The organism is Mycobacterium sp. EPa45, from assembly GCF_001021385.1.
Classification (GTDB): domain Bacteria; phylum Actinomycetota; class Actinomycetes; order Mycobacteriales; family Mycobacteriaceae; genus Mycobacterium.
Genome location: NZ_CP011773.1, coordinates 4,108,074 through 4,133,217, shown reverse-complemented (window position 1 = coordinate 4,133,217; position 25,144 = coordinate 4,108,074). Strand labels below are relative to the sequence as shown.

At 65.9% G+C, this 25,144-nt stretch carries 20 protein-coding genes and 1 tRNA gene; 10 read left to right on the top strand and 11 right to left on the bottom strand.

Annotated features, from left to right (window positions below):
- The first annotated feature begins 33 nt into the window (after positions 1 to 33).
- A complete protein-coding gene (locus tag AB431_RS19775; protein WP_047331360.1) occupies positions 34 to 345 on the top strand; it encodes a hypothetical protein in 312 nt (103 codons plus the stop codon).
- 76 nt (positions 346 to 421) lie between these two features.
- On the opposite strand, the gene AB431_RS19770 is transcribed toward AB431_RS19775, so the two are convergent.
- Positions 422 to 670 (bottom strand): hypothetical protein, encoded by a 249-nt coding sequence (locus AB431_RS19770; RefSeq protein WP_047331359.1) that lies wholly within the window; start codon positions 668 to 670, stop codon positions 422 to 424.
- A gap of 140 nt (positions 671 to 810) precedes the next feature.
- Here AB431_RS19770 and AB431_RS19765 point away from each other — a divergent pair.
- Positions 811 to 886, top strand: a tRNA-Asn gene (locus AB431_RS19765).
- Positions 887 to 1,336: 450 nt separating this feature from the next.
- Complete coding sequence (locus AB431_RS19760; RefSeq protein WP_047332988.1) at positions 1,337 to 2,389, top strand: IS110 family transposase; 1,053 nt, start codon at positions 1,337 to 1,339, stop codon at positions 2,387 to 2,389.
- Between the two features lie 715 nt (positions 2,390 to 3,104).
- On the opposite strand, the gene AB431_RS19755 is transcribed toward AB431_RS19760, so the two are convergent.
- Entirely contained in the window at positions 3,105 to 4,469 is a 1,365-nt protein-coding gene (locus AB431_RS19755; RefSeq protein ID WP_047331358.1) for an MBL fold metallo-hydrolase RNA specificity domain-containing protein, read from the bottom strand.
- A 177-nt stretch (positions 4,470 to 4,646) separates the two neighbouring features.
- Here AB431_RS19755 and AB431_RS19750 point away from each other — a divergent pair, with 177 nt between their 5' ends.
- Positions 4,647 to 5,627 carry an alpha/beta fold hydrolase gene (locus AB431_RS19750; protein ID WP_158423547.1) on the top strand — a complete coding sequence of 327 codons (981 nt, stop codon included), beginning with the start codon at positions 4,647 to 4,649 and terminating at the stop codon, positions 5,625 to 5,627.
- Here the strand turns inward: AB431_RS19750 and AB431_RS19745 are convergent.
- Complete coding sequence (locus AB431_RS19745; RefSeq protein ID WP_052960337.1) at positions 5,550 to 6,680, bottom strand: LLM class flavin-dependent oxidoreductase; 1,131 nt, start codon at positions 6,678 to 6,680, stop codon at positions 5,550 to 5,552. The two genes, AB431_RS19750 and AB431_RS19745, sit on opposite strands and share 78 nt — an antisense overlap.
- Positions 6,677 to 9,232: a cation-translocating P-type ATPase gene (locus tag AB431_RS19740; protein ID WP_047331357.1), complete on the bottom strand. Its 2,556-nt coding sequence runs from the start codon at positions 9,230 to 9,232 to the stop codon at positions 6,677 to 6,679. Before AB431_RS19740 ends, AB431_RS19745 begins: the two co-directional genes overlap by 4 nt.
- A 10-nt stretch (positions 9,233 to 9,242) precedes the next feature.
- Between AB431_RS19740 and AB431_RS19735 the strand changes: the two genes are divergently transcribed.
- Entirely contained in the window at positions 9,243 to 10,643 is a 1,401-nt protein-coding gene (locus AB431_RS19735) for a phenylacetate--CoA ligase family protein (protein ID WP_235435708.1), read from the top strand.
- A 9-nt stretch (positions 10,644 to 10,652) separates the two neighbouring features.
- Here the strand turns inward: AB431_RS19735 and AB431_RS19730 are convergent, their stop codons facing one another.
- From AB431_RS19730 to AB431_RS19720, 3 genes are read right to left on the bottom strand one after another with little or no spacing between them, the layout of a single operon-like run.
- Positions 10,653 to 10,916, bottom strand: a complete 264-nt coding sequence (locus AB431_RS19730; RefSeq protein ID WP_047331356.1) for a cytochrome C oxidase subunit IV family protein — start codon at positions 10,914 to 10,916, stop codon at positions 10,653 to 10,655.
- Positions 10,916 to 11,497 (bottom strand): cytochrome c oxidase subunit 3, encoded by a 582-nt coding sequence (locus AB431_RS19725; protein ID WP_047331355.1) that lies wholly within the window; start codon positions 11,495 to 11,497, stop codon positions 10,916 to 10,918. Before AB431_RS19725 ends, AB431_RS19730 begins: the two co-directional genes overlap by 1 nt.
- The gene (locus AB431_RS19720) at positions 11,494 to 12,150 is read right to left on the bottom strand and encodes a hypothetical protein (protein WP_047333612.1); all 657 of its coding nucleotides are present in this window, start codon (positions 12,148 to 12,150) and stop codon (positions 11,494 to 11,496) included. The genes AB431_RS19725 and AB431_RS19720 overlap by 4 nt, the downstream gene beginning before the upstream one ends.
- Before the next feature lie 413 nt (positions 12,151 to 12,563).
- On the opposite strand from AB431_RS19720, the gene AB431_RS19715 reads away from it, so the two are divergent.
- Positions 12,564 to 15,851: an EAL domain-containing protein gene (locus tag AB431_RS19715; RefSeq protein ID WP_235435707.1), complete on the top strand. Its 3,288-nt coding sequence runs from the start codon at positions 12,564 to 12,566 to the stop codon at positions 15,849 to 15,851.
- 3 nt (positions 15,852 to 15,854) lie between these two features.
- Here AB431_RS19715 and AB431_RS19710 read toward each other — a convergent pair whose 3' ends face one another.
- Positions 15,855 to 17,774, bottom strand: coding sequence for an acyl-CoA dehydrogenase (locus AB431_RS19710; RefSeq protein WP_047331353.1), 1,920 nt, complete (start codon positions 17,772 to 17,774; stop codon positions 15,855 to 15,857).
- A 101-nt stretch (positions 17,775 to 17,875) separates the two neighbouring features.
- Between AB431_RS19710 and AB431_RS19705 the strand changes: the two genes are divergently transcribed.
- Both AB431_RS19705 and AB431_RS19700 read left to right on the top strand, forming a co-directional pair.
- A complete protein-coding gene (locus AB431_RS19705; RefSeq protein ID WP_047331352.1) occupies positions 17,876 to 18,604 on the top strand; it encodes a VIT1/CCC1 transporter family protein in 729 nt (242 codons plus the stop codon).
- 16 nt (positions 18,605 to 18,620) lie between these two features.
- On the top strand, positions 18,621 to 19,508 hold the full coding sequence (locus AB431_RS19700) for a bestrophin family ion channel (protein WP_047331351.1): 888 nt from the start codon (positions 18,621 to 18,623) through the stop codon (positions 19,506 to 19,508).
- Positions 19,509 to 19,512: 4 nt separating this feature from the next.
- Here AB431_RS19700 and AB431_RS19695 read toward each other — a convergent pair whose 3' ends face one another.
- From AB431_RS19695 to AB431_RS19685, 3 genes are read right to left on the bottom strand one after another with little or no spacing between them, the layout of a single operon-like run.
- Positions 19,513 to 20,385 carry a TIGR03619 family F420-dependent LLM class oxidoreductase gene (locus tag AB431_RS19695; RefSeq protein WP_047331350.1) on the bottom strand — a complete coding sequence of 291 codons (873 nt, stop codon included), beginning with the start codon at positions 20,383 to 20,385 and terminating at the stop codon, positions 19,513 to 19,515.
- A 26-nt stretch (positions 20,386 to 20,411) separates the two neighbouring features.
- Positions 20,412 to 21,623 (bottom strand): MFS transporter, encoded by a 1,212-nt coding sequence (locus AB431_RS19690; protein WP_047331349.1) that lies wholly within the window; start codon positions 21,621 to 21,623, stop codon positions 20,412 to 20,414.
- Positions 21,624 to 21,640: 17 nt separating this feature from the next.
- Positions 21,641 to 22,120, bottom strand: a complete 480-nt coding sequence (locus AB431_RS19685) for a MarR family winged helix-turn-helix transcriptional regulator (RefSeq protein ID WP_047331348.1) — start codon at positions 22,118 to 22,120, stop codon at positions 21,641 to 21,643.
- Positions 22,121 to 22,256: 136 nt separating this feature from the next.
- On the opposite strand from AB431_RS19685, the gene AB431_RS19680 reads away from it, so the two are divergent.
- Both AB431_RS19680 and AB431_RS19675 read left to right on the top strand, forming a co-directional pair.
- Entirely contained in the window at positions 22,257 to 24,305 is a 2,049-nt protein-coding gene (locus AB431_RS19680; protein WP_047331347.1) for a DUF2232 domain-containing protein, read from the top strand.
- Positions 24,302 to 25,126: an energy-coupling factor transporter transmembrane protein EcfT gene (locus AB431_RS19675; RefSeq protein WP_047331346.1), complete on the top strand. Its 825-nt coding sequence runs from the start codon at positions 24,302 to 24,304 to the stop codon at positions 25,124 to 25,126. Before AB431_RS19680 ends, AB431_RS19675 begins: the two co-directional genes overlap by 4 nt.
- Positions 25,127 to 25,144 lie beyond the last annotated feature (18 nt).

Here is a 25,144-nt window from a genome sequence, read left to right as displayed (position 1 = left end):
AACGTGCTGCCTGTCTTGAGCGAAAGGTCAGATATGACTACCGCGAACACTCGTGCCCGGCGTATCGCCACCTTCGGTGCGCTTGCCGTGGCTGCGGCTGCGGTGCCGGCCCTGGCCGCTCTGGCTGCCCCGACTGCGTCAGCGAACCCCGGCGGCACCTGCCTGGCCTGGTTCGGCTCGCGCGGCGACGGGCAGTGCCTGTCGTACTCGAACAACAACGTGAGCATCGGCACGCCGCAGTTCGGCGTCTACGGTCCCGACGCGGGGTCGATGCCCGGTGGCGGTATCGGCGTGAGCACCGGGCCGCTGCTGCCGGGGCAGACCATCAGCATCCCGCTGGGCTGAATTTCTCAGGTCGCGAGACCGACCTGGGGGCTGTGAATTCGTGCACTTGACGACCGTCAGGTCGATTTCGTCGTGCCTACTTCTCCGACCGCTGCGGTTCCACCACGGTGGTCTCGGCGTCGATCTCGGTCAGCGTGACCATTTTGGGGTCCGGATCCGGTGATACCCGGTCGGCGAGCTTGCGGCGACCGGCGTCGATCACGGTTTTCGTGGCGGGATTGTCAGTGATGGCGCGATAGGTGCCGACGATCTGCTCGTAGCGCTTACGGCCAGCCTTGGTGCCCAATACATAACCCACGCCGAGCACCGCCAAATACTGGATCACTGCGTTCCCTTCCTGAATCCTCGCCTCTCCATCCTGCCTGACGTACCTGTGTTGGCGCGCGCCCGCCGGTTTGGCATCCGGGGTCCCCGGTAAGCTAGAGTCACTCTCCGGTCCGCATCAGCGTAGGAGCGGGCAGATAGTCCCCTGTAGCTCAATTGGCAGAGCTTCCGACTGTTAATCGGACGGTTGATGGTTCGAGTCCATCCGGGGGAGCCAGGCAGGTCAGCCGACATCGGCGGCCGAACCCACGGCGGCACGAACGGCACCCGCAAGACAGCCGCTTTCGCCTGTGCAACCGTCGCATAGACCGGCGTGGTGAACTCGTTGGGTGTGCGCGTATAGGTGAACCTTCGACGCAGAATCGAACCGGTCACCTGTGGCGAGAATCGGCATCGCGCAGGGACTTTCACAAGAATCGCCCCGCGAGGTCGTAATCTCAGCTCAGTGTCAAGGTGAGATTGCCGCTCTTGCGGTGGTTGGATCCTTTACACCTGGTGTCTGGCTCGTAATCTCGGTGCCGCCTTCGGGTTGGCGTGCATGGGTTTTGTCGGCATCAGGTGTGAAGGACCGGCCGGCGTGACTTGATAGGAGCGTGGCATCGCCCCCACTGAGATGTGTCCGCCGACCGGCCCAACCGTCACCTCACAGTGAATGGAGGCAACCACCATGGTTGTTGTTGGAGCCGATGTACACAAGCGCACGCACACCTTCGTCGCCGTCGACGAGGTGGGCCGCAAGCTCGCAGAGAAGGTGGTCAAGGCCACCACTGACGGGCATCGTCAGGCCGTGCAGTGGGTCCGATCCCAGTTCGGGGTCGAGGTGGTGTGGGCGATCGAAGATTGCCGGCACTTGTCGGCGCGGCTGGAGCGAGATCTGCTGACTGCTGATCAGAAGGTGGTGCGGGTGCCGCCGAAGTTGATGGCCTATGCCAGAGCCTCGGCACGGACCCGGGGTAAGTCTGACCCGATCGATGCGCTGGCCGTGGCGCGGGCCTACTTACGGGAGCCCGATCTGCCGATCGCCTCACACGACCAGACCTCACGCGAGCTGAAGTTGCTGATTGACCGCCGTGAAGACCTTGTCGGGCAACGGACTTCGACGATCAATCGGTTGTTGTGGCGGGTTCATGAACTCGATCCCGACCATGCCCCGAAATCGGGCTCTTTGGATCTAGCCAAGCATCGCAGGTTGCTCGGCGACTGGCTGGACACTGTGCCTGGTCTGGTCGCTGAGCTCGCCCGCGACGAGCTGGCGGACATCACCCGGCTCACCGAACAGATCGATGTGTTGGCCAAGCGGATCGGTGAGCGCGTGCGGGTCATCGCACCGGTACTGCTGGCGATGCCGGGGTGCGGCGAGCTCACCGCGGCCAAGATCGTCGGTGAAACCGCCGGTGTGACTCGCTTCAAAAGCGAGGCGGCTTTCGCCCGTCACAGCGGTGTGGCGCCGATACCTGTGTGGTCGGGCAATACCGCCGGACGGGTCCGCATGACCCGCACGGGCAATCGCCAACTCAACGCCGCGCTACACCGCATCGCCGTGACCCAGATCCGCCTTCCCGGCCTCGGACAGACCTACTACCGACACCGACTCGCAGAAGGCGATTCCAGCACCGAGGCCTTGCGCTGCCTCAAACGCCGCCTGGCCCGCGTCGTCTACAGCCATCTCCACACCGATCACAGAAATCGAACACAGCCTTGCCAAACGGCAGCGGCTTGACATAGGAGAAACCCGTGGCTACCGAGTCACCCGGGGCTACCGGTTGACCCATTTCCGGCGCCGCCGGACCCGCCGCTGCCGACGCCGCCGCCCGGCGTGCCGCCGTTCCCGCCACCACCGCCGGTGCCGGTCACACTCGTTCCTCCCGGGCCGGTGCCGCCGCTACCCGCCGGCCGAGAACCGGAGCTAAGTGTCACGCTTTTCACGGCTACCGTTAGGTGTGATCCCATGGCACTACGGCGGGCTGTGCGCCCGCGCGTGTATTCCGGGAAACTACGGGTGGGGAGCAGGCGCGAAGCCTGATGGCGTGGTCGCGGTCACCGTCGGGCTTGCGTAGCTTATCTGCAGCGTGCTCGGAGCTGTCGTTGACGTGACTGTGGGCTCGGGCGAGCCCTGGGGCGCTATCGCACCCACCGCTTGTTGGGGCTCGGCCGCCATCACACCGACTACCCCCATCGCGACTGCTGCGCTGACGCCGCCAGCGGCTATCGCCAACCTCCACTTGTTTGCCTGCACTTTGACCACTCCAATCCGTGCGGTGGTTCTTCTTTTGCCCACGGCATCGGGGGCTGGGACCCTGAGTACTGCGGCAGGGCCAGAGCCATGACTCTGATCTGATTGATCTGGGGTAACCGATGCGGCTGGCGCCGAAACCGGAGTTGACGAGAAGTTCGGCCCGGCGGTTCCAGCAGGTCGGCCCGCCGCCACCCCCGGGTTACAGGCTGAAAAGCTGGTTCGGCCTGGGAACCGTTGCCTGCCAGCCGAACTCGCGATCAAGGCGGGTGCGCAGGGTGTCCGCCGGCTGGGGTTCGCCGTGGACGACGAAAACCTGTCGCGGCGGCGCGCTGAATCCGGAAGCCCAGCGGACGAGTTCGTCGGCGTCGGCGTGCGCCGACAGCATCGCCAGGTTCGCCACCTCGGCGTTGATCTCGATCCATTCGCCGTGGATCCTGACGTAACGCTGGCCGGCGGCGATGGCTGCGCCGCGGGTACCCGGCACCTGGTAGCCGGTCACCATGATCGTGTTGCGCGGATCCGGGGCGAACGCCTTCAAGTGGTGCAGGATCCTGCCGCCGGTGGCCATCCCGCTGGCCGAGACCACGATCTTCGGCTCGCGGCTGGCCGAGATCTGCATCGACTGCTCGGGTTCGCGGGTATACATCGCCAGCTCGCACATGCCCTCGTAGACCTCAGGGCGCAGGCGGTGATCATCGCGGTAGGTACTCAGCAGGTCGCTGGCATTGATCGCCATCGGACTGTCCAGATAGACCGGGACGTCCGGCAGCCTGCCCGCGGAGCGCAGTAGCCACAGGTAGTAGAGCAGCGTCTGAGCGCGACCCACCGCGAACGCGGGTATGACCACCGTGCCGCCGCGGCTCACCGTCGCGTCGATGACCTCGGCGAGTGCGTCGGCCGGGTCAGTCCGATCGCGCAGGCGATCGCCGTAAGTCGATTCCATGACCAGGTAGTCCGCCGCGGTCACCGGTTCGGGGTCGAGCATCACCGGATCGTCGTAGCGCCCCAGATCACCGGAGAACACGATGCTGCAGCCGTGCCAGCGGACCTCGACCGTCGCCGCCCCGAGAATGTGCCCGGCGCGGCGAAACGTCACCACCGGACCGTCACCTGGCACGGTGAACTGCTGGCCGAATGGATGGGTGTCGAACAACTCCATCGCGCGCCGGGCGTCCTCGCTGTCATAGAGCGGCAACGCGGGGTGATGCTTGGTCGCCTTGTGCTTGTTGAGGAACGCGGCGTCTCGCTCCTGCAGGTATGCGCTGTCCCTCAAAATGATCTCGGCGACGGCGGCGGTGGCCCGGGTGGACAGGATCGGCCCGCTGAAGCCGTCGCGCACCAACCGCGGCAGGTAGCCGGTGTGATCGAGGTGCGCATGGGTCACGACGACCGCATCGATGCTTGCGGGGTCGACCGCCAGGGGTGCCCAGTTCAGCTCGCGCAGGTTCTTCGCGCCCTGAAACAGGCCGCAATCCACCAGGATTCGCTTGCCCTCGGCTTCCACCAGATGTTTGGAGCCGGTGACCGTGTTGGCCGCGCCCAAACTGCACAACGTGAGTGGCATGGGGCCAGCCTGTCAGATACGGCGCCGATTGTGAGCAAGTGACTCAAACGGCGACGGAGGCCTCTTCGCGGAGATGATCAAAGGTCACCCGGTCCGGGACTTGTGGCCCTGTCGCAGGCACATTGAGTGAGTGGACGGTGGGTTCGCCGAGCACCGACGGCAATGGAGGGAGTGGACATGCGTGACAGAGATCAGCGGTTGCGCAATGAGGTTGAGCACCCGAAGCGCTACGAGGAGGTGACGATCACTTCCGCCGGGGCGGAGATAGTGCTGTCGATTTGGCATGGCCGGTCGGCTGGTCCGGTCGTGGTGTTCCTTCCGGGAACCATGACTCATCCCCTGTTCTACGAAGAGTTCTGCGACGGGCTTGCCCAGCAGGGCATCAACGTCGTGGGGGTGCACTTCGAAGGGCACGGCAAAAGCCCGCGCGTGGGTCGGCTCCTGCGCTTGGAGAACCTTGTCGCCAACGCGCTCGACGCAACCGAGTGGGCGCGTGAGCGATACGGGCGTCGTCCCGTCGTCGTGGGGTCCAGTCAGGGCGGTGTGCTGGCGATGCTCGTCGCCACCCGCGACCGCGAGCTGGCGGGTGTGGCGGCGCACAACATTCTCGATCCCGAGCTGCCTGATTCCATCACCGTGTCGCGGTTTCCGGCGTTCCTGCAGCGGGGCTACCGGCCATTCATGCGAGGCTTGCGGGCCCTGGCCACGATCTCGCCCCGGCTGCCGGTTCCGTTCAGCGTCTACCTCGACATGAAGCGGGTGTGCCGCGAGCCGTGGACCGCTGAGCAGTTCCTGCTGGACCCGCTGAGCCTGAGGTCCTATCCGGTTGCCTTTCTGGCCGAGTTGTTGACCGCCGACGTGAGCGCGGTCCGCAACGGAACCATCACCTGTCCGGTCGTGGTCGTTGCCGGCCGAGGCGATCCCCTGTTCAGCCTGGACTACACGAAGAAGGTCTACGCCCGAATCGCGGCCCCCGCAAAAGAGCTGGTCGTCTTCGACACCGAACACCACCTTCTGTTCAACGAGTGTCTCCCGCTCGTGCTCGGCCCGGTCGCGGAGATCATCACGCGACTTGACGCCTCAGCGGCCGAGCGCGCGGGCAATCCCACCGGTGGCCCGAAGCCCGTAGAGGGCGGCGCGCCTGGACGCCAGGCCTGAGACCGGGGCCAGAACCACGTGTCGCAGGCCGGCTGCGCGGAACCGCGCAAGCTTGGCCACCACCTGATCGGGGGTGCCCCACAGCAGCGGCCCCTCGGTCAGCACCTCGGTTGGCACCGCAGCGATCGCGTCGTCCATCGTGCGGCGGTCATAGTGGTCGGGGACGAAGTCGACGAGGGGATTGAAATGCTCGCCGAACGGATGGGTGACTCCGGTTTGTCGCCACAACTCGGCGGGCGCCATGAGCCCGAACGCGCGAATCACCTTGGTGCCCAGTATGGCCCGCACCTCTGGTTCGGAGCGGCCAACCACCATGAAGCGATGCAGCGCGGGAGTGACCGCGTGCGGGTCCCGTCCGGCGTTGCGAGCCGCGATGCGCACCGACTCGAGTTTGGCGGCGTATTCCTCGGGGGAGGCCACTGCGGTCGGATACCAGCCGTCCCCGTAGCGTCCGGTCAAATCGAGCATGCGCGGACCGTGTCCGGCTACCCATATCTGCGGAGCCCGCCCGCTGGCCGGTTTGAGGTCCATCGCCGCGTGCTCGAGCTGATAGTGCTTGCCGGAGAACGTGATCGGTCCTGAACCGTGGAAGCACGCACGGATGATCTGTAATGCTTCGTCCAACCGGCCGACCGGATCGGATGGGTCCAGTCCGTAGGGGTCGATGTTCATCCGCTCACCCGCCCCGATTCCGAGGATCGGAGCGCGCTTGGTCAGATGCGACAGCGTCATCATCGCCTGGGCGATGACCAGGGGATGGCGCCGGATCGGTTCGGTAACACCGACTCCCAGACGCATCGGCCCGACGCGGGTGGCGAGATGCCCCAGCAGGACCTGGTAGTCGAAGAATTCGTTCGGCGTCGAGCGTTGGGCGGCGAGCCACGTCAGCTCACGATCCCAGATCGCCGTGGGAAAGATGTTCTGGAAGTGATCGATCACCATCACCGAGTCGAGTCGCATCATCCGCGCTCCCAGCAGAAAAGCGCGCAGCGCCGACAGCGGCGGTTGCGTGCCGACCTGCAGACCGACCGTGAGCGACCCAAACCGCTTCACGACGTCACCTGCTGTCGCGGTGCCGCAACGGCTTTGTAGACCTCGAACCAGGCGACACCGGCAACCCCGGCGCCTACCGCAATGAGCCAGCCGAGCGCAGGCATCGGTCCGAAGTTGAAGGCGTGCCGCAACGCCGGGACCGTCAGGACCAGAACGAGAAGAGCCGGGGCGCCGGCGAGGACCCATTTGAGGGCATTGTTGCGACGCTCCCGGAACGTTCGCCACACCGTGAGCCGCCAGGAGCGGTTCACCAGGATGAGGGCCACGTTGCCGATGAGGAGCGTCGCGAAGGTGACCGAACGCACGACGTCATCGCCGAGATGGCTCCACACGGCCCACAGGTAGACGCAGACCGTCGCCGCCAGTGCCGAAAGCCCCTGCAGACAGGCGATTGTCAATACCCGTGGCCCGAACATGGGTTCGTCGACGCGTCGGGGCGGCGCGGCCATGATGTCGGGATCGGTCTGCTCGGCTTCGAAGACCACCGAACAGGCAGGGTCGATGATGAGCTCGAGGAAGGCGATCTGGACCGGCAGCAGCACCAGGGGCCAATCCGCGACGAAAACCGGCAGGAGTGACATCCCCACGATGGGCAGGTGAACGGCGATCACGTACGACATGGCCTTGCGGAGGTTGTCGAAAACGCCGCGACCCTGTCGCACCCCGGCGACGATCGACGAGAAGTCGTCGTCGGTGATCACCAATCCGGCTGATTCGCGGGCGACATCGGTTCCCTTGGCTCCCATGGCAATCCCGATATCTGCCGCCTTGAGGGCGGGTGCGTCGTTCACCCCGTCGCCGGTCATGCCGACCACCTCGCCGTTGGCCTGCAACGCACGAACGAGCTGAAGTTTCTGGTCCGGCACCATTCGGGCGAACACGCTGACGGTCCGGATCCGCTCGGCCAACTCCTCGGCGGGCATCGTCTGCAATTCACGTCCGGTGATGCAGCCCGCCTGGTGGTCCAGTCCGATTTCGCGGGCTATGGCCAATGCCGTCCCGGGGTAATCCCCGGTGATCATGATGGTCCGCACCGATGCCCGCCGACACTCGGCGACAGCATCGGCCACGCCGGGCCGAACGGGGTCATGCAACCCGACGAGGCCGAGAAAGTGGAAGTCGTAGTCGTGCTGATGGGCAGGGAGCGCGGCGTCTCCATCGAAATAGGCGTAGGCCACCCCGAGCAGGCGCTGGCCACCCGATGCCGCGTTTTCGACCTGCTCGGTCAGCTGCGCGAGACGACCGGAGTCGAAGTGGCACAGGTCTGCGATCGCTTCCGGCGCGCCTTTGGCGGCGATGACGAATCGGCCGCTGTCAGGTGAGCGCCACACGTGCGACAGTGCCAGAAGCTTTTCCGAGAGCGGGTATTCGCGCACCAGGGTCCAGTCGTCGTGCAGGTGCTCGGTTCCGGCCAGATGTGTGGCGCCGAGTTCGCGGAAGGCCTTGTCCATCGGGTCGAACGGGTCGACGGGCGAGGCCAGCATGGCGAATTCGGTGATCATGTGCAGCTTTTCGGGTATCGGCCGGTCATCGACCGGGTAGGCGTGCCCGTCGATGATGAACTCCCGCACCGTCATTGCGTTCATCGTCAGCGTTCCGGTCTTGTCCACGCACAGTGCGGTGGCCGACCCCAGGGTCTCCACGACAGGTGGACGGCGGGTCAGCACATGTTTCTGCGACATCCGCCAGGCCCCGAGGGCGAGAAACACGGCGAGCACGACCGGGAATTCCTCGGGCAGCAGTGCCATCGCGGTCGCGATACCGGCCAGCAGACCGCCGAGCCAATGTCCCCGGGTCAGCCCGTACACCACCACGACAATCGCGGCGGCCAGCACACCCACGATGGCCAGGGCTGCGACGAGCCGGTCGATCTCGCGCTGCAGCGGGGTGCGTTCGGCTTCGATGGTGCGCAGTGCTGCACCGATCTTGCCCAGTTCGGTTGCCGCACCGGTTCCCTTGGCAACCGCAATGGCGTGGCCCTTGACCGCGAGCGTGCCGGAGAACACCCACGGCGTGGCATCGCCGCCGGGCTGGCCCATCTCCGCCGAAAGCTGTGCGGCCGAGGCCGCGACTTTGCGCACCGGAACCGATTCCCCGGTGAGGGCCGACTCGTCCACCGAGAAGTTGGTGCCGTCCACCACGATCGCGTCGGCCGGCACCCGGTCGCCCTCGGCCAGCATGATGACGTCGCCGCGGACCACGTCTCGCCCGGCGATGCGGACCTGCCGGCCGTCGCGGATCACCAGGGCGCGCGGCGAAGACAGGTCACGCAGCGCGGCCAGTGCATTCTCGGTCTTGTGCTCCTGGTAGATCGAGATGGTCAGGACCACGAGCACGAAGGCCATGAGCATCGCGCCGTCGAGCGGCTCGGCCAGCACGAAATTGATGGCGCCCGCGCCGAGTAGCAGCAACAGCATCGGCTGTCGGACGACGTCCCAGGCCTCCTGGGCGAGGTTGCGTCGCTTGGCCGTCGGTAACTCGTTCGGTCCGTCGGCCGCCAGCCGCCGGGCGGCCTCCTCAGTCGATAAACCTTCCAGTACCGGGGCCCCCATGGTGCTGATTGTGTCGTACGTTGATGGCGGTATGACGGCTTTCGCGGTGGCCTGGGACGCGTGGCGCACCACACGGGGTGGCGCCCGCGCCGTCACGGCCCGACAGGCGAGCCGATTGCAGGCGCTGGTCGCGCACGCCCGCACCCATTCGCGGTTCTACGCGCAGCACTATCGGGGTGTTCCGGACGGTCCGGTGAGCCTGGCTGATCTGCCGTCGCTCCCCGCGGTGTACAAGCCTGAGCTGATGGCCCACTTCGACGAATGGGTCACCGATCCCCGGCTGACGCGAACCGGCGTCTCGGCGTTCGTCGCCGACCCCGCCAACACCGGCCGCGACCTGTTCGGCGAGTACGTCGTCTTCACCACCTCCGGGTCGACGGCCGAGCCGGCGCTGCTGATCCAGGATCGTCGGGCGATGGCGGTGATGTTCGGCCTGACCTACGCACGCTCCGCCGGGGTGCTGCCGCCGGGGCTGCTACTTCGCGTTCTCGGGCGGGGAGCACGACAGGCCGCAGTCTTCGCGACCGGCGGCCATTTCGTGTCGACGGTGATGTACGAACGGCGGCTGCGCGCACATCCGGTGCGTCGCCGCTACTCTCGCTTCTTCTCGGTGTTGGAGCCGCTCCCGGAACTCGTCGCAGAACTCAACGAGTTTCAGCCGGCGCTGCTGGGCACCTACGCCAGCGCGCTCAGCGTGCTCATCGGCGAGCAGGAGGCCGGCCGGCTCGACATCCACCCACTCGTCATCTCCAGCGGCGGCGAACTGCTGCTCCCGAGCGTCCGGCAACGCGCGCACGACGTGTTCGGTTGCGTCGTGACGGAGACCTACAACGCGTCGGAAGCCACCCCACTGTCGCTGCCCTGCCGTCTGGGCAAGCTGCACCTGAACACCGACTGGTATCTCGTCGAGCCCGTCGACAGCTGCGGTGAGGTGGTGCCCGCCGGCCAGCGATCCGATTCCCTGCTGTTGACCAACCTGGCGAACTATGTGCAACCGCTGATCCGGTACGAAATGGGCGACAGCGTCGTCATCGATGCCGACGCGTGCCCGTGCGGCAGTCCGCTGCCCACCGTGACACCGGAGGGACGGACCGACGAACTGCTGAAAGTGCCTGGGCGACAGGGCGGTGAGGTGGTGCTGTTGCCGATGGCGATCGCCACCGTGGTCGAAGAGACACCCGGTGTGCTGCGCTACCAGATCATCCAGAGCGCGCCCACAGGCCTTTCGGTCCGCCTCGACGAAGCCCCCGGCCGAGATCGCTCAACGGTCTGGACCGAGGTGCGCGGACGCCTCGAGCGCTTCCTCGCCGCCCAGGGAACCGCGCCGGTGACCATTTACCTGGCCGAACAGCGGCCGCAGGTGAATCCCCGCAACGGAAAGCTGCGACACGTGGTGCGTGCCGTGCGCTGATCGATGCCGTCACAGCCAGAGATACAGCCCGGACAGCAGCGCCCACAACGCCACGCAGTACACCTCGAAGGCCGCCCGCAGCGGGATCGGCGCGTGCCGCAATTCCATGAAGTCCAGGCCCACCAGTCGCACCTTGATCGCCGCGATCGCCAGGACCGCGACAGCCACCAGCGAGCCGGTGCCGTGGTCGGCGCCGAGGGCGAACGACGCCAGTGTGGCGGCCACCAGGATCAGCCAGCTGCCGCCGGCCCGGTTGAGCATCAGCGCCAACATCAGCTCACCAGATACAGCAGTGGGAAAAGGACGATCCACAGCAGGTCGACCAGGTGCCAGAAGCAACCGCCGCCCTCGATGACCGCCAGCCGGGTCGCCGACAGCTCGGTGCGCCGCGTCTGGGTCAGCATCAGCACCAGCACGAGGATCCCGATGCAGACGTGCAGCAGGTGCAATCCGGTGAGGATGAAGTAATACAGGTAGAAATGATTGGCGCCCGCGGTGTGCCCGTCCTGAACAAGCAAGACGTATTCGGTCACCTTGAGCGTCACGAACATCACGCCGAAGCCGGCTGCGATCATGAGCGCCCTCGCGGCAACAGCACGCAAGCCGGTCCGCAGTGCGCCGATCGCCGCCACGACGAACAGCGAACTGGTCAGCAGCACCAGGGTGTTGACCAGCCCGATGTTGATGTGCAGCGTCTTGCGGGTGGCGTCGAAAACCTCTGGTGCCTTTGATCTTTCGACCATGAAGGTCGCGAAGAACGCCGCGAACACCAGCATGTCACCGAGCAGGAAGACCCAGGTGCCCGCTTCGCCGGGGATGCGGCGGCTGATGGCGGTGGCTGAGCCCGCCGTCATGCTCGTTCGGCGAGCTGCTGCGCCTTGATACCGCGGTTCAGTACGTATGTGGTCGCGAACAGCCACACCACGAGCGCGAAACCGGGGATGTAGAACGCGAACACCCCGTGCCAGGCCAATGGTCCGTCGTTGAACACGACGACCACACAGCCCGGAAGCGAGAGCAGCGCCACCCAGAGGTTGAGGTAGCCGTACCAGCGCGGGAAGGTCTGCGGCTCGGTCTTGTCGACGAACGACGCGATCGCCAGCGTGATGTTCTGCATGATGATCGTGCCGACGATGCCGATGAACATCAGCCAGAACACGTCATTGAGCGCCTGCGTGATCTCGGCCGACCTGCCCTCGGGGCGGAAGGCCGCGGCGGCCAGGACCAGAAATGGAAACAGCAGCGCGGGAACGAAAATCGTCGCCGCGAACAACTGCGTCATCGAGAGCATGCCCCACTGCCCTTCGATGCGGCGGATGCGCAGCACGATGGTGGCCAGGAACGGCAGCGCGATCACCGAGGTCAGCAGACAACCGGCGATACCGATGCGGATCCAGATCTTGTGGTCGACGAAGAAGTCGGCGACCTCGGTCGGTGACCACATCGGCGAGATCGGCGGGAACAACCGCGCCAACCCCGACATGCAGGTGCCGTACAGCAGGATCATGATCGTTCCGCACCATGCGCCGATGCGCTGCAGCCTGAGCTCCACGGCGGCGACGTTACCGCCTCAGGCCGCACTTCTGTCAAAATTGTCGAAACCACGTGTCCTGGGGCCGCCGCACAACCGCGTGCTTCGTTTCGTGTTCGCGCGACTCTCGTCCTGTAGCCCAGTTACAAGTTGCTGCAAGGGGATTCGCCGCTGCACTCGGATCGGTGGTGCGCCTGGACAGCCCGTGAGCTCGTACCGGTGCGAATCGTTCGTTGCCCGCACTGCACCTTGGCTGGTCGGGGTGCACGTGAAAATGCGCTATCCGGTCCGAAGTCCGCACCAAAGTCGCATCCTGAGGGGCACGTACGCGGTGAGGAGGTGTGGTGGCTCCGAGCCTTCGATCTGCGTCAATCATGTGCGCGTTTGCCGTGGCATACGCCCTGTCGGTGATAGTCGGTCGTGCCACGCGGTTGGCCGGTGGCGAACTCGCGCTGGTCTGGCCGGCCGCAGCCGTCGCAATCATTTGGTTGCTAGCGGCCCGTAGCTACGGCCGTCGTGCCTGCCTGTTCAATGTTGCGGTGCTGGCTGTTCTGAACTTCGGCACGAATTTGGCGACGGGCGCCTCGATGCCGCTGAGCGCGTGGTTTGTGATGGTGAACGTCGCATTGGCTGTGGTGAGCGCCGCAATCCTGACTTATCACCGCGATGAGGTGCCACTGCGTGACCCCGCCGACTTCGCGCGGCTGGTCGTGGCGGTGTCTGCTGGCACTGTCTGCGCGGCACTTCTGGCCACCGCCTACATGGTTTACGCGTTGCAGCAACCGCCGTGGCAAACGTTTGCGCTTTTCGCAGTGCGCAACGGCGCCACGGCTCTACTTGGCGTGGCCGCCTGGCTGCGGATGCGTGACGTCACCTGGAAGCGCCCGCAGGTGTCGGCGGCGGCGCTGGCGGAGGCCCTGCTGGTCGTGCTTGTTGTGGGGTCCGTCTTCATCTGGGCCTTCTGGCTGAACAGTGGTGTGCCCCTGGCTTTTCTAACGTTGCTGCCCGCGGTATGGGTGGCGCTGCGGTACAGCACCACCGTGAGTACCGTTTTTTTGCTGGCGGCGGGCATCTGGATTATCTACGCCACTCTTCTGGACAGAGGTGTGTTCATCGTCCCCAACGTTCAGACACGTGCCTTGCTGGCGCAAGCGATGGTCGGGAGTCTGACAATCGTCGTTCTGACGTTGTCGTTATACCGGGACTCGAGTGTTCGCCTCGTCTCACAACTACAGCTGGCGCGGGATCAGGCAGATCGCGATTCCGAACTGTTCGGCGCCGTGCTCGACAGCATCCACGACAGCGTGCTGCTCATTGATCCGGCCGGTGATGTCGTTCTGCAGAACGTGAGGGCGTCCGTTTCGGGAATTGTCGACAGCGTGGCCTCGGCAGCCCGACGCGACAGCGAGCCCAGCGGTTCAGCCTCGCCAGCGCCTAAAGCACCTCGAGACATCGTGATTCCCGCTGAACAACCCCGAGTCGTCGAACTCACGACGGCTCCTCTCGTCCACCAGCCATTGTTTCAGGTTGTCGCCTACCAGGATGTGACCGAAGAACGAAAGACTGCGCGTGCGCTGCGTGAGGCGCGTGACCTATTCGCCGGAGTTCTGCACGCTGCGTCTGAACAAGCGATCATCGGCACCGCTCCCGATGGGCGAATCACTGTGTTCAACAACGGTGCGGAGCGCCTGCTCGGCTGGACCGAAGCAGAGATGCTAGGTGGCACGCCGATGGCCTTTCACGATCACGCAGAGGTCTGCTCCAGGGCGACGGAACTTGGGATACCGGTCGGCTTTGGGGTGTTTGTGCACAATGTGACCCCGGAGCGGGCAGAGGTACGTGAGTGGACCTACGTCCGGCGTGACGGCAGCAACGTGACGGTCAGCCTGGCCGTTTCCCAGATCACCAACACGGACGGCAGCTGCGGTGGATACATCGGCGTGGCCACCGACATCACCCAGCAGAAGGCAGCCAAACAGGCGCTGGCGGAAAGCGAAGAGCGGTTCCGGCTCGCCTTCGACACAGCCCCGATGGGCATGTTCATGTTCGAACCCGCGCCGCGCCCCAATGGACGAATCACGCGATGCAATCAGGCCATGGCCGACTTTCTAGGACGCTCGCCGACCGAGCTGCTTGAGATCGGGGTGACCGAACTCGTGGCGGATCACCGCACATCCGGGTCGGTAGCGCTCGACCCACTCCTCGCGCTGCACGTCGGCCAGCACTATCAAGCCGAGACCGCTTTCCAGCGCGCCGACGGTGCAACAGTGTGGGGTTCGATCTCGGCATCGATCATCGCCTCCGGAGGGGCGGGCGCGTACGGGATGTGCTTGGTCGAGGACATCACCGGCCGAAAGCGTGTCGAAGCTGAGCTGCAGCACCTGGCCATGCACGACCAGCTGACCGGATTGCCCAACCGCGTGTTGTTCATGGGTCGGGTCGAACACGCGCTCGCAGCCGCAGAACAGCGAGGTTCGGGCCGGGTGGGGCTGATCTTCCTCGACCTTGACCGGTTCAAGGCGGTTAACGACACGTGGGGTCATGGTGAGGGTGACAACGTGCTGAAGGCAATGGCGGAGCGCATCCTTACGTCGATTCGGCCGGGGGACACCGCCGCACGGTTGGGTGGCGACGAATTCGCGGTGCTGTGTCCGTCAGTGTCCGGCATCCGTGAACTGGACAGCGTGGCCGAACGCCTCCAGGACACGCTGCGTCGGCCCGTGGAAATTGCCGACCACGCTCTCTACGACCAGCTGTCGGTGAGTGCTGGCGCGGTGCTCTCTGAGTCTGGATGCACTGCGGAATCGCTCCTGCAACGCGCGGACATGCTGATGTACCAGGCCAAGAAGTCGGGTAGGGGCCGGGTGACGATTGGCGACCCGTTACAGGAGGCGGTCGTGGTCCGCGCCGTGCAGCTGACGCGCGATCTCGAGCAGGCCTTACCACTCCGCCAGCTGGCCCTTCAATTCCAGCCGATCATGAACCTTCAGCGGGGCGAATGTGTTGCGGCCGAGGCTCTTTTGCGCTGGTCGCATCCGAAATGGGGTCTACTGGCTCCCGACGAATTCCTGGACCTTGCCGAAAGCTCTTGCCAGATGCCGGCTATCGGCCGTTACGTGCTCAACGAGGCGTGCAGGCAAGCGGTCCGATGGGGCGGGGTCATGGCGGCAGCGGCCGTACACGTCAATGTGTCGCCCCGTGAGTTGGCGGACAGCAATTTTCGGGTGGGTGTCATCAATGCCCTTCGTGTTACGGGTCTGGCGCCGCACCGGCTCGTACTCGAGATAACCGAAAGCCATGTCGGGCAGATTGCGGAGTCGGCCAATGACGATCTGGACGCGCTTCGCCGGACCGGCGTGCGCGTCGCGATCGACGACTTTGGCGCCGGTTTCAGCGGTCTGTCGAGGATCGTCGCGTTGCCATTGGACATCCTCAAGATCGATAAGCAGTTCATCGCTGGCCTGGGTCACGATGTCCGCTGCGAGGCGATCACCAGGGCGGTGATAGGACTCGGAACCAGCCTGGGGCTGGAGGTGATCGCAGAGGGTATCGAGCGACCGGACCAGCAGGAGGCCCTCGTCGAGTGGGGGTGCGAGCTCGGTCAGGGATTCTTGTTTGGAGATATCGCTGCAGTGTGTGGCCAGTTCCCGGCGCCCGACAACACCCCCGCAGACTGACCGCTAGTCGGTGAGGATGTTCTCCGGGTGCAGCATCTCCGCGTAGCGCAGCTGCTCGGGGATCCCGAACCCGTCGACCAGGAGTTCGGCGTGCGGCCGCAGATCGCGGCAGCGTTGGTTGATGCCTCGGGTCACAGCCTTGGCGCGCTCCGTCGAAAGGAACCGGTGCTCGATGAACCAGGCCTTGTCGTCCTCGATTACCGACAGGGCGTACAGGTCGCACACCATGCCCAGAATGTTGCGGGCCTCGTCGTCCTCGCAGGCGTCGATACCGGCGACGAATGCCTCGAGCACGATCCGATCGATGTGGGCCTTGGCGGTGTGCAGCACGTGGTCCTGCACCGAATTGAATGCGTCGAACGCCGACATCTCCTTGGACTTGCCCTGCAGCCGGCGTGCCACTGACGACAACAGGTACTGCTCTCGATCCTCGAACATCTGGACCTGCGTGCCGCGGTTGAACAGGCTGCCTTCTTCCTCGTTGTCCTGGCGGGAGTCGAGGATGGTCTGCATGATCGTCTCGGCCGCAGTTCTTTTCAGCACCCGACCGCCGGCAAAGTTGGCCGCGAAGCGTACCCACTCGACCGGGCTCATGCCCTTGATGTCGTCGGCGTAGGCAGTCAGCAGCTCCTTGGCCACCAGCTGGGTCAGCACGTGGTTGTCACCCTCGAAGGTGGTGAACACGTCGGTGTCGGCGCGCAGCGCGATCAACCGGTTCTCGGCGAGATAGCCTGCGCCACCGCATGCTTCGCGGGCTTCCTGGATCGCGGTGCTGGTGTGCCAGGTGTTGGCCGCCTTCAGGCCCGCGGCCCGGGACTCGAGCTCGCGCTGCTCCTCGGCGTCGGGATTGTCCGCGGTCTGCAGGTCGTGCAGCCGGGCGACCAACTCGTTCTGGGCGAACTGCAACGCGTACGAGCGGGCGATCAGGGGGAAGAGCCGGCGCTGGTGCACCAGGTAGTCCATGATCAGCACCTCGCCTTCGTCGTCCGGGGCGCTGAACTGCTTGCGCTGCAACGCATAGCGCACCGCAATGTCCAATGCCACCCGTCCGGCGGCCGCTGCGCTGCCGCCGACGGTCACGCGGCCGCGGATCAACGTTCCGAGCATCGTGAAGAAGCGCCGGTTGACGTTCTCGATCGGTGACGAATAGGTGCCGTCGGCCGCCACGTCGCCGTACTTGTTCAACAGGTTGTCTCGCGGTATGCGGACGTTGTCGAACATGATCCGGCCGTTGTCGACGCCGGGCAGGCCGCCCTTGTAGTGGCAGTCCGAGGTGGTGATGCCAGGTAGGTCGTTGCCGTCCTCGTCGCGCAGCGGCACCACGAAACAGTGCACCCCGTGTGATTCGCCGTTCGTGATCAACTGCGCGAAAACTGCTGACACCCGGGCGGTTTCGGCAGCGCCGCCGATGTAATCCTTGCGCGACGTCGGAGTGGGGGAGTTGATCACGAATTCCTGGGTCGCCGGGTCGTAGGTGGCGGTGGTCTCCAGGGACTGAACGTCGCTGCCGTGCCCGGTCTCGGTCATGCCGAAGCAGCCCACCAGATCCAGGTCGATGATGCGCTGCACGTACGCCTTGTGATGACGCTCGGTCCCGAGGTTCTCGATGGCCCCGCCGAACAGGCCCCACTGCACGCCCGCCTTGACCATCAACGACAGGTCCGACATCGCGAGCATCTCGATGCGGGTGACCGCGGCGCCCACGTCACCATTGCCGCCGTGCTCCTTCCGGAACCCGTCCTCGGCGGCGCCGTGGGCCGCCATGATCTTCATCTGCTCAGCCACCTTCGCGCGGGCGATGACGGTGTTGGGCGTGTAGTGCGGCCGGAATACTTCGGTGGAAAGTTCGGCGCGCACGGCGTTCTTGACGTCTCGCCAACGGCCGTCGAGCGCGTTCCGCAGGTGCTCCGCAGTGGTGGTCATGGCATGAAGGTATCCCCGCTGCGCTTTCGGCAAACGCGGATGTGGCAAACACAGGTAAACCTGAGTCCATGTGAGCCGGCGGCCTGGCGTTCAATGGCGCTATGTCGGAGTTCGAGGGGGACACGGCGCCGGATCAGTTGCCCCACGAGATCGATCACTCACATCCCGACGTCACGGGAGGCTGGCTGCGTGCGGCGACGTTCGGAGCGATGGACGGATTGGTTTCCAACAGCGCTCTGATCGCCGGGGTCGCGGCCGGTGGTGGGGCCCACACGGTGGTGCTCAGCGGGGTGGCCGGACTGCTGGCGGGAGCGTTCTCGATGGCGCTCGGCGAATATACGTCCGTCACGACGGCCAACGAACAAATCGACTCCCAGGTGCGTATCGAACGGCGTTCTTTCGAGCGCCATCCGCACGCCGAACGCGACGAACTCGTGTCGATGTTGATGGACATGGGAATGTCTGAGGCCACTGCGCGGCAGGCCACCGAGGAAATTCACCGCGACGAGGACCGGGCGGTGCACTTTCACCTGGCCCAGGAGCTCGGAGTCGACCCGCGGGAGAAGCCGTCGCCGAGGGTCGCCGCCATCTCGTCCTTCGTGATGTTCGCGCTCGGGGCGGTCATCCCGCTGCTGCCTTATCTGTTTGGCGCCGAGAAGCTCTGGCTCGGTCTGCTGTTCAGCGCGGCCGGGTTGGTTGTGGCCGGCGCGGTGGCTGCCCGATTCACCAAGGGGTCGCTCTGGTTCGGCGCCGGGCGGCAGCTGATGTTCGGGGCGATCGCGATCGCCGCGACCTATGCGGTCGGAAATCTCGTCGACGCTGCCTTATGAGCAATACGCTGACGCGGTGATCCGTAGCGTCGGGAAACTGGGCCCGCTCAAGGTGTCCGGTCTCGTGTGTTGGCAGATGCGCTGGGATCTGCTGGCCATCGTCGTGGTGGCCGCGATTCTGATTCCCATCCCCGACCCCACCCAGATCGACTACGCCTCGGCCGTGCTGTCGGTGTTGGGTATCGGCGCCTCGGTGTTCATCGGTTTCCGCAACACCACCGCCTACAACCGGTGGTGGGAGGCGCGCACGCTGTGGGGCAACGTCATCATCAATTCCCGCGCCACGTACAACGCTCTGTGCTCTGTCGACTCCGGTGCGCCCGAGATGGCGGGCATCGTGAGTCGGATGCGCCGCCGCCAGGTGCGCTACGCCTGGCAGCTGGCTGCGGACCTCCGCAAGATTCCTGCGCTTCCCGGCGTCGCCGATCTCACGCCCGAGGATCCCGCCGACATCAACGCCACCGATTTGATGACTCGCCAAGCAGTCGACATCCAGACCCTGTCGGCGAAGGGCCACATCGACGATCAGGCCCGCGTGATGCTGATGAGCGTCAACACCGCTCTGGTCACCGCCCAGAGCGGTCTGGAGCGCATCCGCAACGAACCGATCCCGCTGCAATACGAGGTATTCATCCGCGGGCTGGCCTGGTTCTTCGCGGTGATGGCGTTCAGCCGGCTGGACGGCTCGTCGCATCCCTACGCCGGGGTGATCATCGGCCTGTTGTTGATGGCCGTGTTCATCGGGGCCGAACGGCTTGGGCACTTCATCGAACAACCCATGCACAACGGGATCTTCGACATCGCGATGTACCGATTCTGTGCCGTCATCACCGGCGACTTGTTGGGGAAGGGTCACCCGCTGGCTCAGCCCAGGGAAAGCGCGAACGCGACCATCTGGATGTGAGCGCTCAGTGGCATTGGGCGACAACCGTTTCAGCGAACCGCTCGATCGGCCCGCGATAACGCTCGACGTCGCTGCCGGTGGCGACGGCAGGGTCCGTCATCCATGGGGCGCACATCACCGCGGTGATGCCGATGTCTTCGGCACGCTTGTAGAGGTCCGCCGACGGCGGATCGATCAACGCGAGCATGATGTCGAAAGGTTCCTCGGCGCGGCCGAATTCGCGGCGCAACGCGTCCAGTTTGGACACGTAGCCCTTCGCGTCGTCCCAGGCGTAAGCCGTACCGATCCACCCGTCGCACAAAGCTGCGGCGCGGCGCAGCGCGGCATCGGATTCCCCGCCGCACAGGATGGGCACCGGCTGCGGCGGATGCGGCTCGATCATCATCTCCGGCACGTCATAGTAGCGACCACTCCACGACACCCAGCCGCCCTGCCATAGCGCCCGCAGTGCGGGAATCATTTCGTCGAGACGGTTGCCGCGGTTGCCGAAATCCTGACCCAGCAGCTCGTATTCCTCACGCATCCAACCGATTCCGACGCCGAGAGACACGCGGCCCTCCGACAACGAGGCCGCTGTCGCCACCACCTTGGCGACTTCGATCAGGGGGCGGGCCGGCGCGACATAGACCGCGTTGGAGAACCGTAGATTCGTTGTCACGGCGGCCATTGCCCCGATCAGCACCCAGGTGTCCGGCCACGCGGTCTCCGGGGGCCAGCCCGGCTTACCGGTCGGCGACGGGTAGGGCGAGCGTAGGTCCCGCGGATAGATCAGGTGGTCGGCGCAGATCATGCCGTCGTAGCCGGCTTCATCGACCATGCGTGCGACGGCCACAGATTCCGTCGGTTTCATGAACGGGGTGCCGCACCAGAACTGCATCGTTCTCCTCTGGGTCGGCCCCCGCGTCAGCTCTCGCTGCCGACGGTCACCGCGGTGGCCTGTTCGGTGATCTCCTCGAGCTCATCATGCTCTGTGTCAATAGCGCTCAGATGGCGACTCGCCAAAGCCAGCACCCCGGCGCCGAGCAGCACCGCACCGGCACCTACCCAGAACGGCAGGTGCACGCTGACCCGCTCGCCGAGCACACCAGCCAGCCACGGGGCGACGGCGGCGCCGCCGAACCGCATGAAGCTGTACGCCGCCGACGCCACACCGCGTTCGACGGGCGCGGCCTTCATGACGGTTTCGGTGATCAGCGTGTTGTTGATGCCGATGAACAACCCGGCGATCACTACGCAGGTGGCCAGAGCCGCCTTGTCTTCGGTGAAGACGGCCATCACAACCAGCAGCGCCGAGAAGCACAGCAGGTTCGTCAGCAGCACCCGGACGGTTCCGAACCTGTGCTGCAGCCGCGGAGCGACGAACACCGAGGTGAACGCCAGCGCAACGCCCCAACCGAAGAAGATCAAGCCGATCTGGTGCGCGTTCATGTCGAGTGGGAATGGGGTGAACGCCAGCAGGGTGAAGAAGCCAAAGTTGTAGAGCAGCGCGGCGATTGCGACGCCGAGCAAGCCGCGATGGCGCAGCGCGCGGAACGGGTCGGCCAGCGTCGTCATCCGCTCCGGACGGGGCGTCTCAGGCAGCAGCACCGCCGTGACCACCAGAGCCACGGCCATCAATGCCGACACCCCGAAAAACGGCCCGCGCCAAGAAATTCCGCCGAGTACGCCACCGGCCAGCGGGCCGACTGCGATGCCCAGGCCCAGCGCCGCCTCGTAGAGGATGATGGCTTGGGCCACCGACCCGCGCGCCGAGCTGACGATGGTGGCCAACGCCGTCGCGATGAACAGTGCATTGCCCAGTCCCCACAGGGCCCGCCACCCGACGATGCCCGTCACGGTGTCGCTCATCCCGGCCAGTCCGGCGCCGGCGATGATGATCACCAGGCCGAGCAGCAATGTGCGCTTCGGGCCGATGCGGCTGGACACCACGCCGGTGACGAGCATCGCCACGCCCATGACGGCCATGTAGCTGGTGAATAGCAGCGACACCTGTGACGGTGTGGCGTTGAGGTTGTCGGCGATCGGTTTGAGGATCGGGTCGACGAGTCCGATGCCCATGAACGCGATGACGGCAGCGAACGCGACGGCCCATACGGCCTTGGGTTGGCGCCACATGAGTGGCTCACTCCTTACTACTTGTCGGGGGAGCTGTCGATGTCGTCGACCAGGCGACGCATCGCCTCGACGGCGGCGGACAGAGTTTCGCGGTCCTCTTCGGAAAGCCGCTCGATGCGCGGGTCGATGACCGATGCGCGGTCCGCGCGGACTTGGGCCAGCACGGTTTGACCCTCGGGGGTGATGCGGATGCGGACCGCGCGCGCGTCGGCGGGGTCGGGGGTGCGGGCCACCAGGCCGGCGTCTTCGAGGCGACGAACTTGGGTCGTCATCGTCGGCTGGGAGCAGTGGTCGAGCTCGGCGAGGTCGGAGATGCGGGCCTCACCCTGGTCGTCGATGGTGCCGAGCAGTCGGGCCTGCGCCCAGGGCAGCGGCAGCCGGATGCGCTGGGTGGCCAGCCGGTTGAGCCGGGCAACGACTGTGAGCAGATCAGAACCCAGGCCGGCCTGGCCGGAGGCAGCGGCGCCGGGACGTCCCTGAGTGGGCGTCGGACTCATACATCTATATTTACATAGAAATACTATGTTGTCTCCCGCCGAGCCGGGTGGGCTTTCTCACAGCATGTGCACAGCCGGCGCCTGCCGCGGCAGGTCGAACCGACTAGCAGCCCGCGGCGACTGGCAGAATCAGGTGATGACCGCGACGAGACCGGAGGCGCCCGCGCAGCCGTCCCGCCCGACGGTCGATCGCCGGGCCGCCCGCGCGCTGTCGCCGGTCGAGATGGCCCAGGCCTCCGTGATGGCGGCGCTAGCCGCCGCGCTGGCGATCATCTCGGTCATTGTGCCGTTTGCGGGGGGTCTGTCGCTTCTCACCACCGTGCCGATGGGTCTGCTCGGTTACCGCTACCGCATCCGGGTGCTGCTGGCCGCGACCTTCGCCGCCGGCGTCGTCGCGTTCCTGATCGCGGGGATCAGCGGACTGATGGTCGTGGTCAACTGCGCGTACGTCGGCGGCCTGGCCGGCATCATGAAACGCCGCGGACGCGGCACCCCGACCGTCATCGCGGTGGGGCTGGTGGCCGGTGTGGTCTTCGGTGTCTTCATCATCGCCGCGCTGACCGTGCTGGTTCGGCTGCGCACGCTGACCTTCTCGGCGATGACCGCCAACTTCGACGGCGTGGTCTCGGTGATGTCGCGCTTCGAGCCCTTCCGGCCGGCAGCCGAAGACGCTCGGCACGTGTTCGGTGTCGCCTTGCAGTACTGGCCCGCGCTGCTGATGGTCTACGCGATCTTCTCGATCATGGTCGTGACCCTGGTCGGGTGGTGGGCGCTCTCGCGGGTGCTGGATCGGTTGCGCGGCATTCCCGACGTACACAAGCTCGAAACCCCGGACGAATCGGGGCCGGTCGCACCGGTTCCGGTGCGCCTGGTCGACGCCCGCTTCCGCTATCCCAACGCTGCGCACGACGCACTCCGCCCGCTGAGTTTGGACGTCGAGGCCGGGGAACACGTGGCGATCACCGGTGCCAACGGCTCCGGGAAGACGACGCTGATGCTGCTGCTGTCCGGGCGGCCACCCACATCGGGTTTGATCGAGCGGCCCGGCGCCATCGGTCTAGGGCAGCTCGGCGGGACGGCCGTGATCATGCAGCACCCCGAAAGTCAGGTCCTGGGAACGCGAGTCGCCGACGACGTCGTCTTCGGCCTGCCGCCGGGAACCCGCACCGACATTGCGGCGTTGCTCGACGAGGTCGGCCTGGCCGGCATGGAGGAGCGGGACACCGGTGGGCTGTCCGGCGGCGAGCTTCAACGTCTGGCGGTGGCCGCGGCGTTGGCCCGCCAACCGTCGATGTTGATTGCCGACGAGGTCACCAGCATGGTCGACCAGCGCGGGCGCGAAGCACTGCTCAGTGTGTTGTCCGGTCTGACCGAACGTCATCAAATGGCCCTGGTGTCGATCACCCACTACAACAACGAAGCCGACAGCGCCGACCGCACCGTCAATCTCACCGAGTCGCTCGACAACACCGACATGGTCGAAAGCGCCGCTGCACCCACCGCGACGGTGAGCGCGACGCCGCGCGCCGCCAAACCGGTGCTTCAGCTCGGGCACGTCACCCACGAATACGCCGCGGGGACACCATGGGCCAAGCCCGCGTTGACCGACGTCACCTTTTCCGTCCACGAGGGTGACGGTCTTCTGATTCACGGCGGCAACGGGTCAGGAAAGTCCACGCTCGCCTGGATCATGGCGGGTCTGACCACACCAACGGCTGGTTCGTGCCTGGTGCGCGGGCGCCCTGCACCGGACTGTGTGGGTGAAGTGGCGATCGCCTTTCAGGCTGCGCGGTTGCAGCTGATGCGCAGCCACGTCGACTCCGAAGTTGCTTCTGCTGGCGGCTTTTCGCCGCATGACACCGCTCGGGTGAGCGCCGCGCTGGCCAAGGTGGGCCTCGATGCGTCGCTGGCCGGGCGCCGCGTCGACCAGCTCTCGGGCGGTCAGATGCGCCGGGTGGTGATCGCCGGGCTACTGGCCCGCTCACCGCAGGCGTTGATTCTCGACGAGCCGCTGGCCGGGTTGGACGCCGCCAGCCAGCGTGGCTTGCTGCGGTTGCTGAGCGACCTGCGCCGCAACAGCGGCCTGACCGTCGTGGTGATCTCGCACGACTTCGTCGGGTTGGAAGAGCTGTGCCCGCGCACCCTGCACCTGCGCGACGGTGTGCTCACCGAGGGATTGTCATGACACCCGCCCGCCAGCCCCGCCCGGTGGTGTTGCTGCGTCCGGTGCCCGGCACCTCGCCGATCCACGAACTGTGGGCGGGCACCAAACTGATTGTTGTCCTCGGCTTTTCGGCGCTACTGGCGTTCTACCCGGAGTGGGTGCCGATCGCCCTGGTCGCGATCGTCGTCGGCATCGCGATCAAAATTGCGCGGATCCCGCGCGGTGCGGTGCCGTCGGTGCCGAAGTGGTTGTGGGCCTTGCTGCTGCTCGGCGGGGTGACCGCGGCGCTGGGCGGCGGAACGCCGGTGGTGCATCTGGCCTCCCACGCGTTCGAACTCGGTGGGCTGCTGAAATTCCTGCGCATAACCGTGGTCGCGATCGTGCTGTTGGCGCTGGGGATGATGGTGTCGTGGACGACGAACGTCGCCGACATTGCGCCCGCGGTGGCGCGGCTGGGGCGGCCCTTGAGAGTCTTCCGTATCCCGGTCGACGACTGGGCGGTGGCACTTGCCTTGTCGCTTCGGGCCTTTCCGATGCTGCTCGACGAGTTCCGGTTGCTCTACGCCGCGCGACGGCTGCGGCCGCGGCCGGTGTTGACCAGTCGCAGGGCACGGCGCCGTCGGTGGGCGATAGAGATGGTGGACCTGATGTCGGCCGGTGTCACTGTCGCGCTGCGGCGCGCTGACGAGATGGGCGATGCGATCACCGCGCGCGGCGGGACCGGCATGATCTCGGCCGCGCCGTCGGGGCCCAAGCGCGCCGACTGGCTGGTGCTCGCGATCTCGGCGATCGTGTGCGCGGTGTCGATCGGCTTGCAGGTGACGGTGCTCGCGGGTACCTAGTCGGCTTGTGCGGCGAGC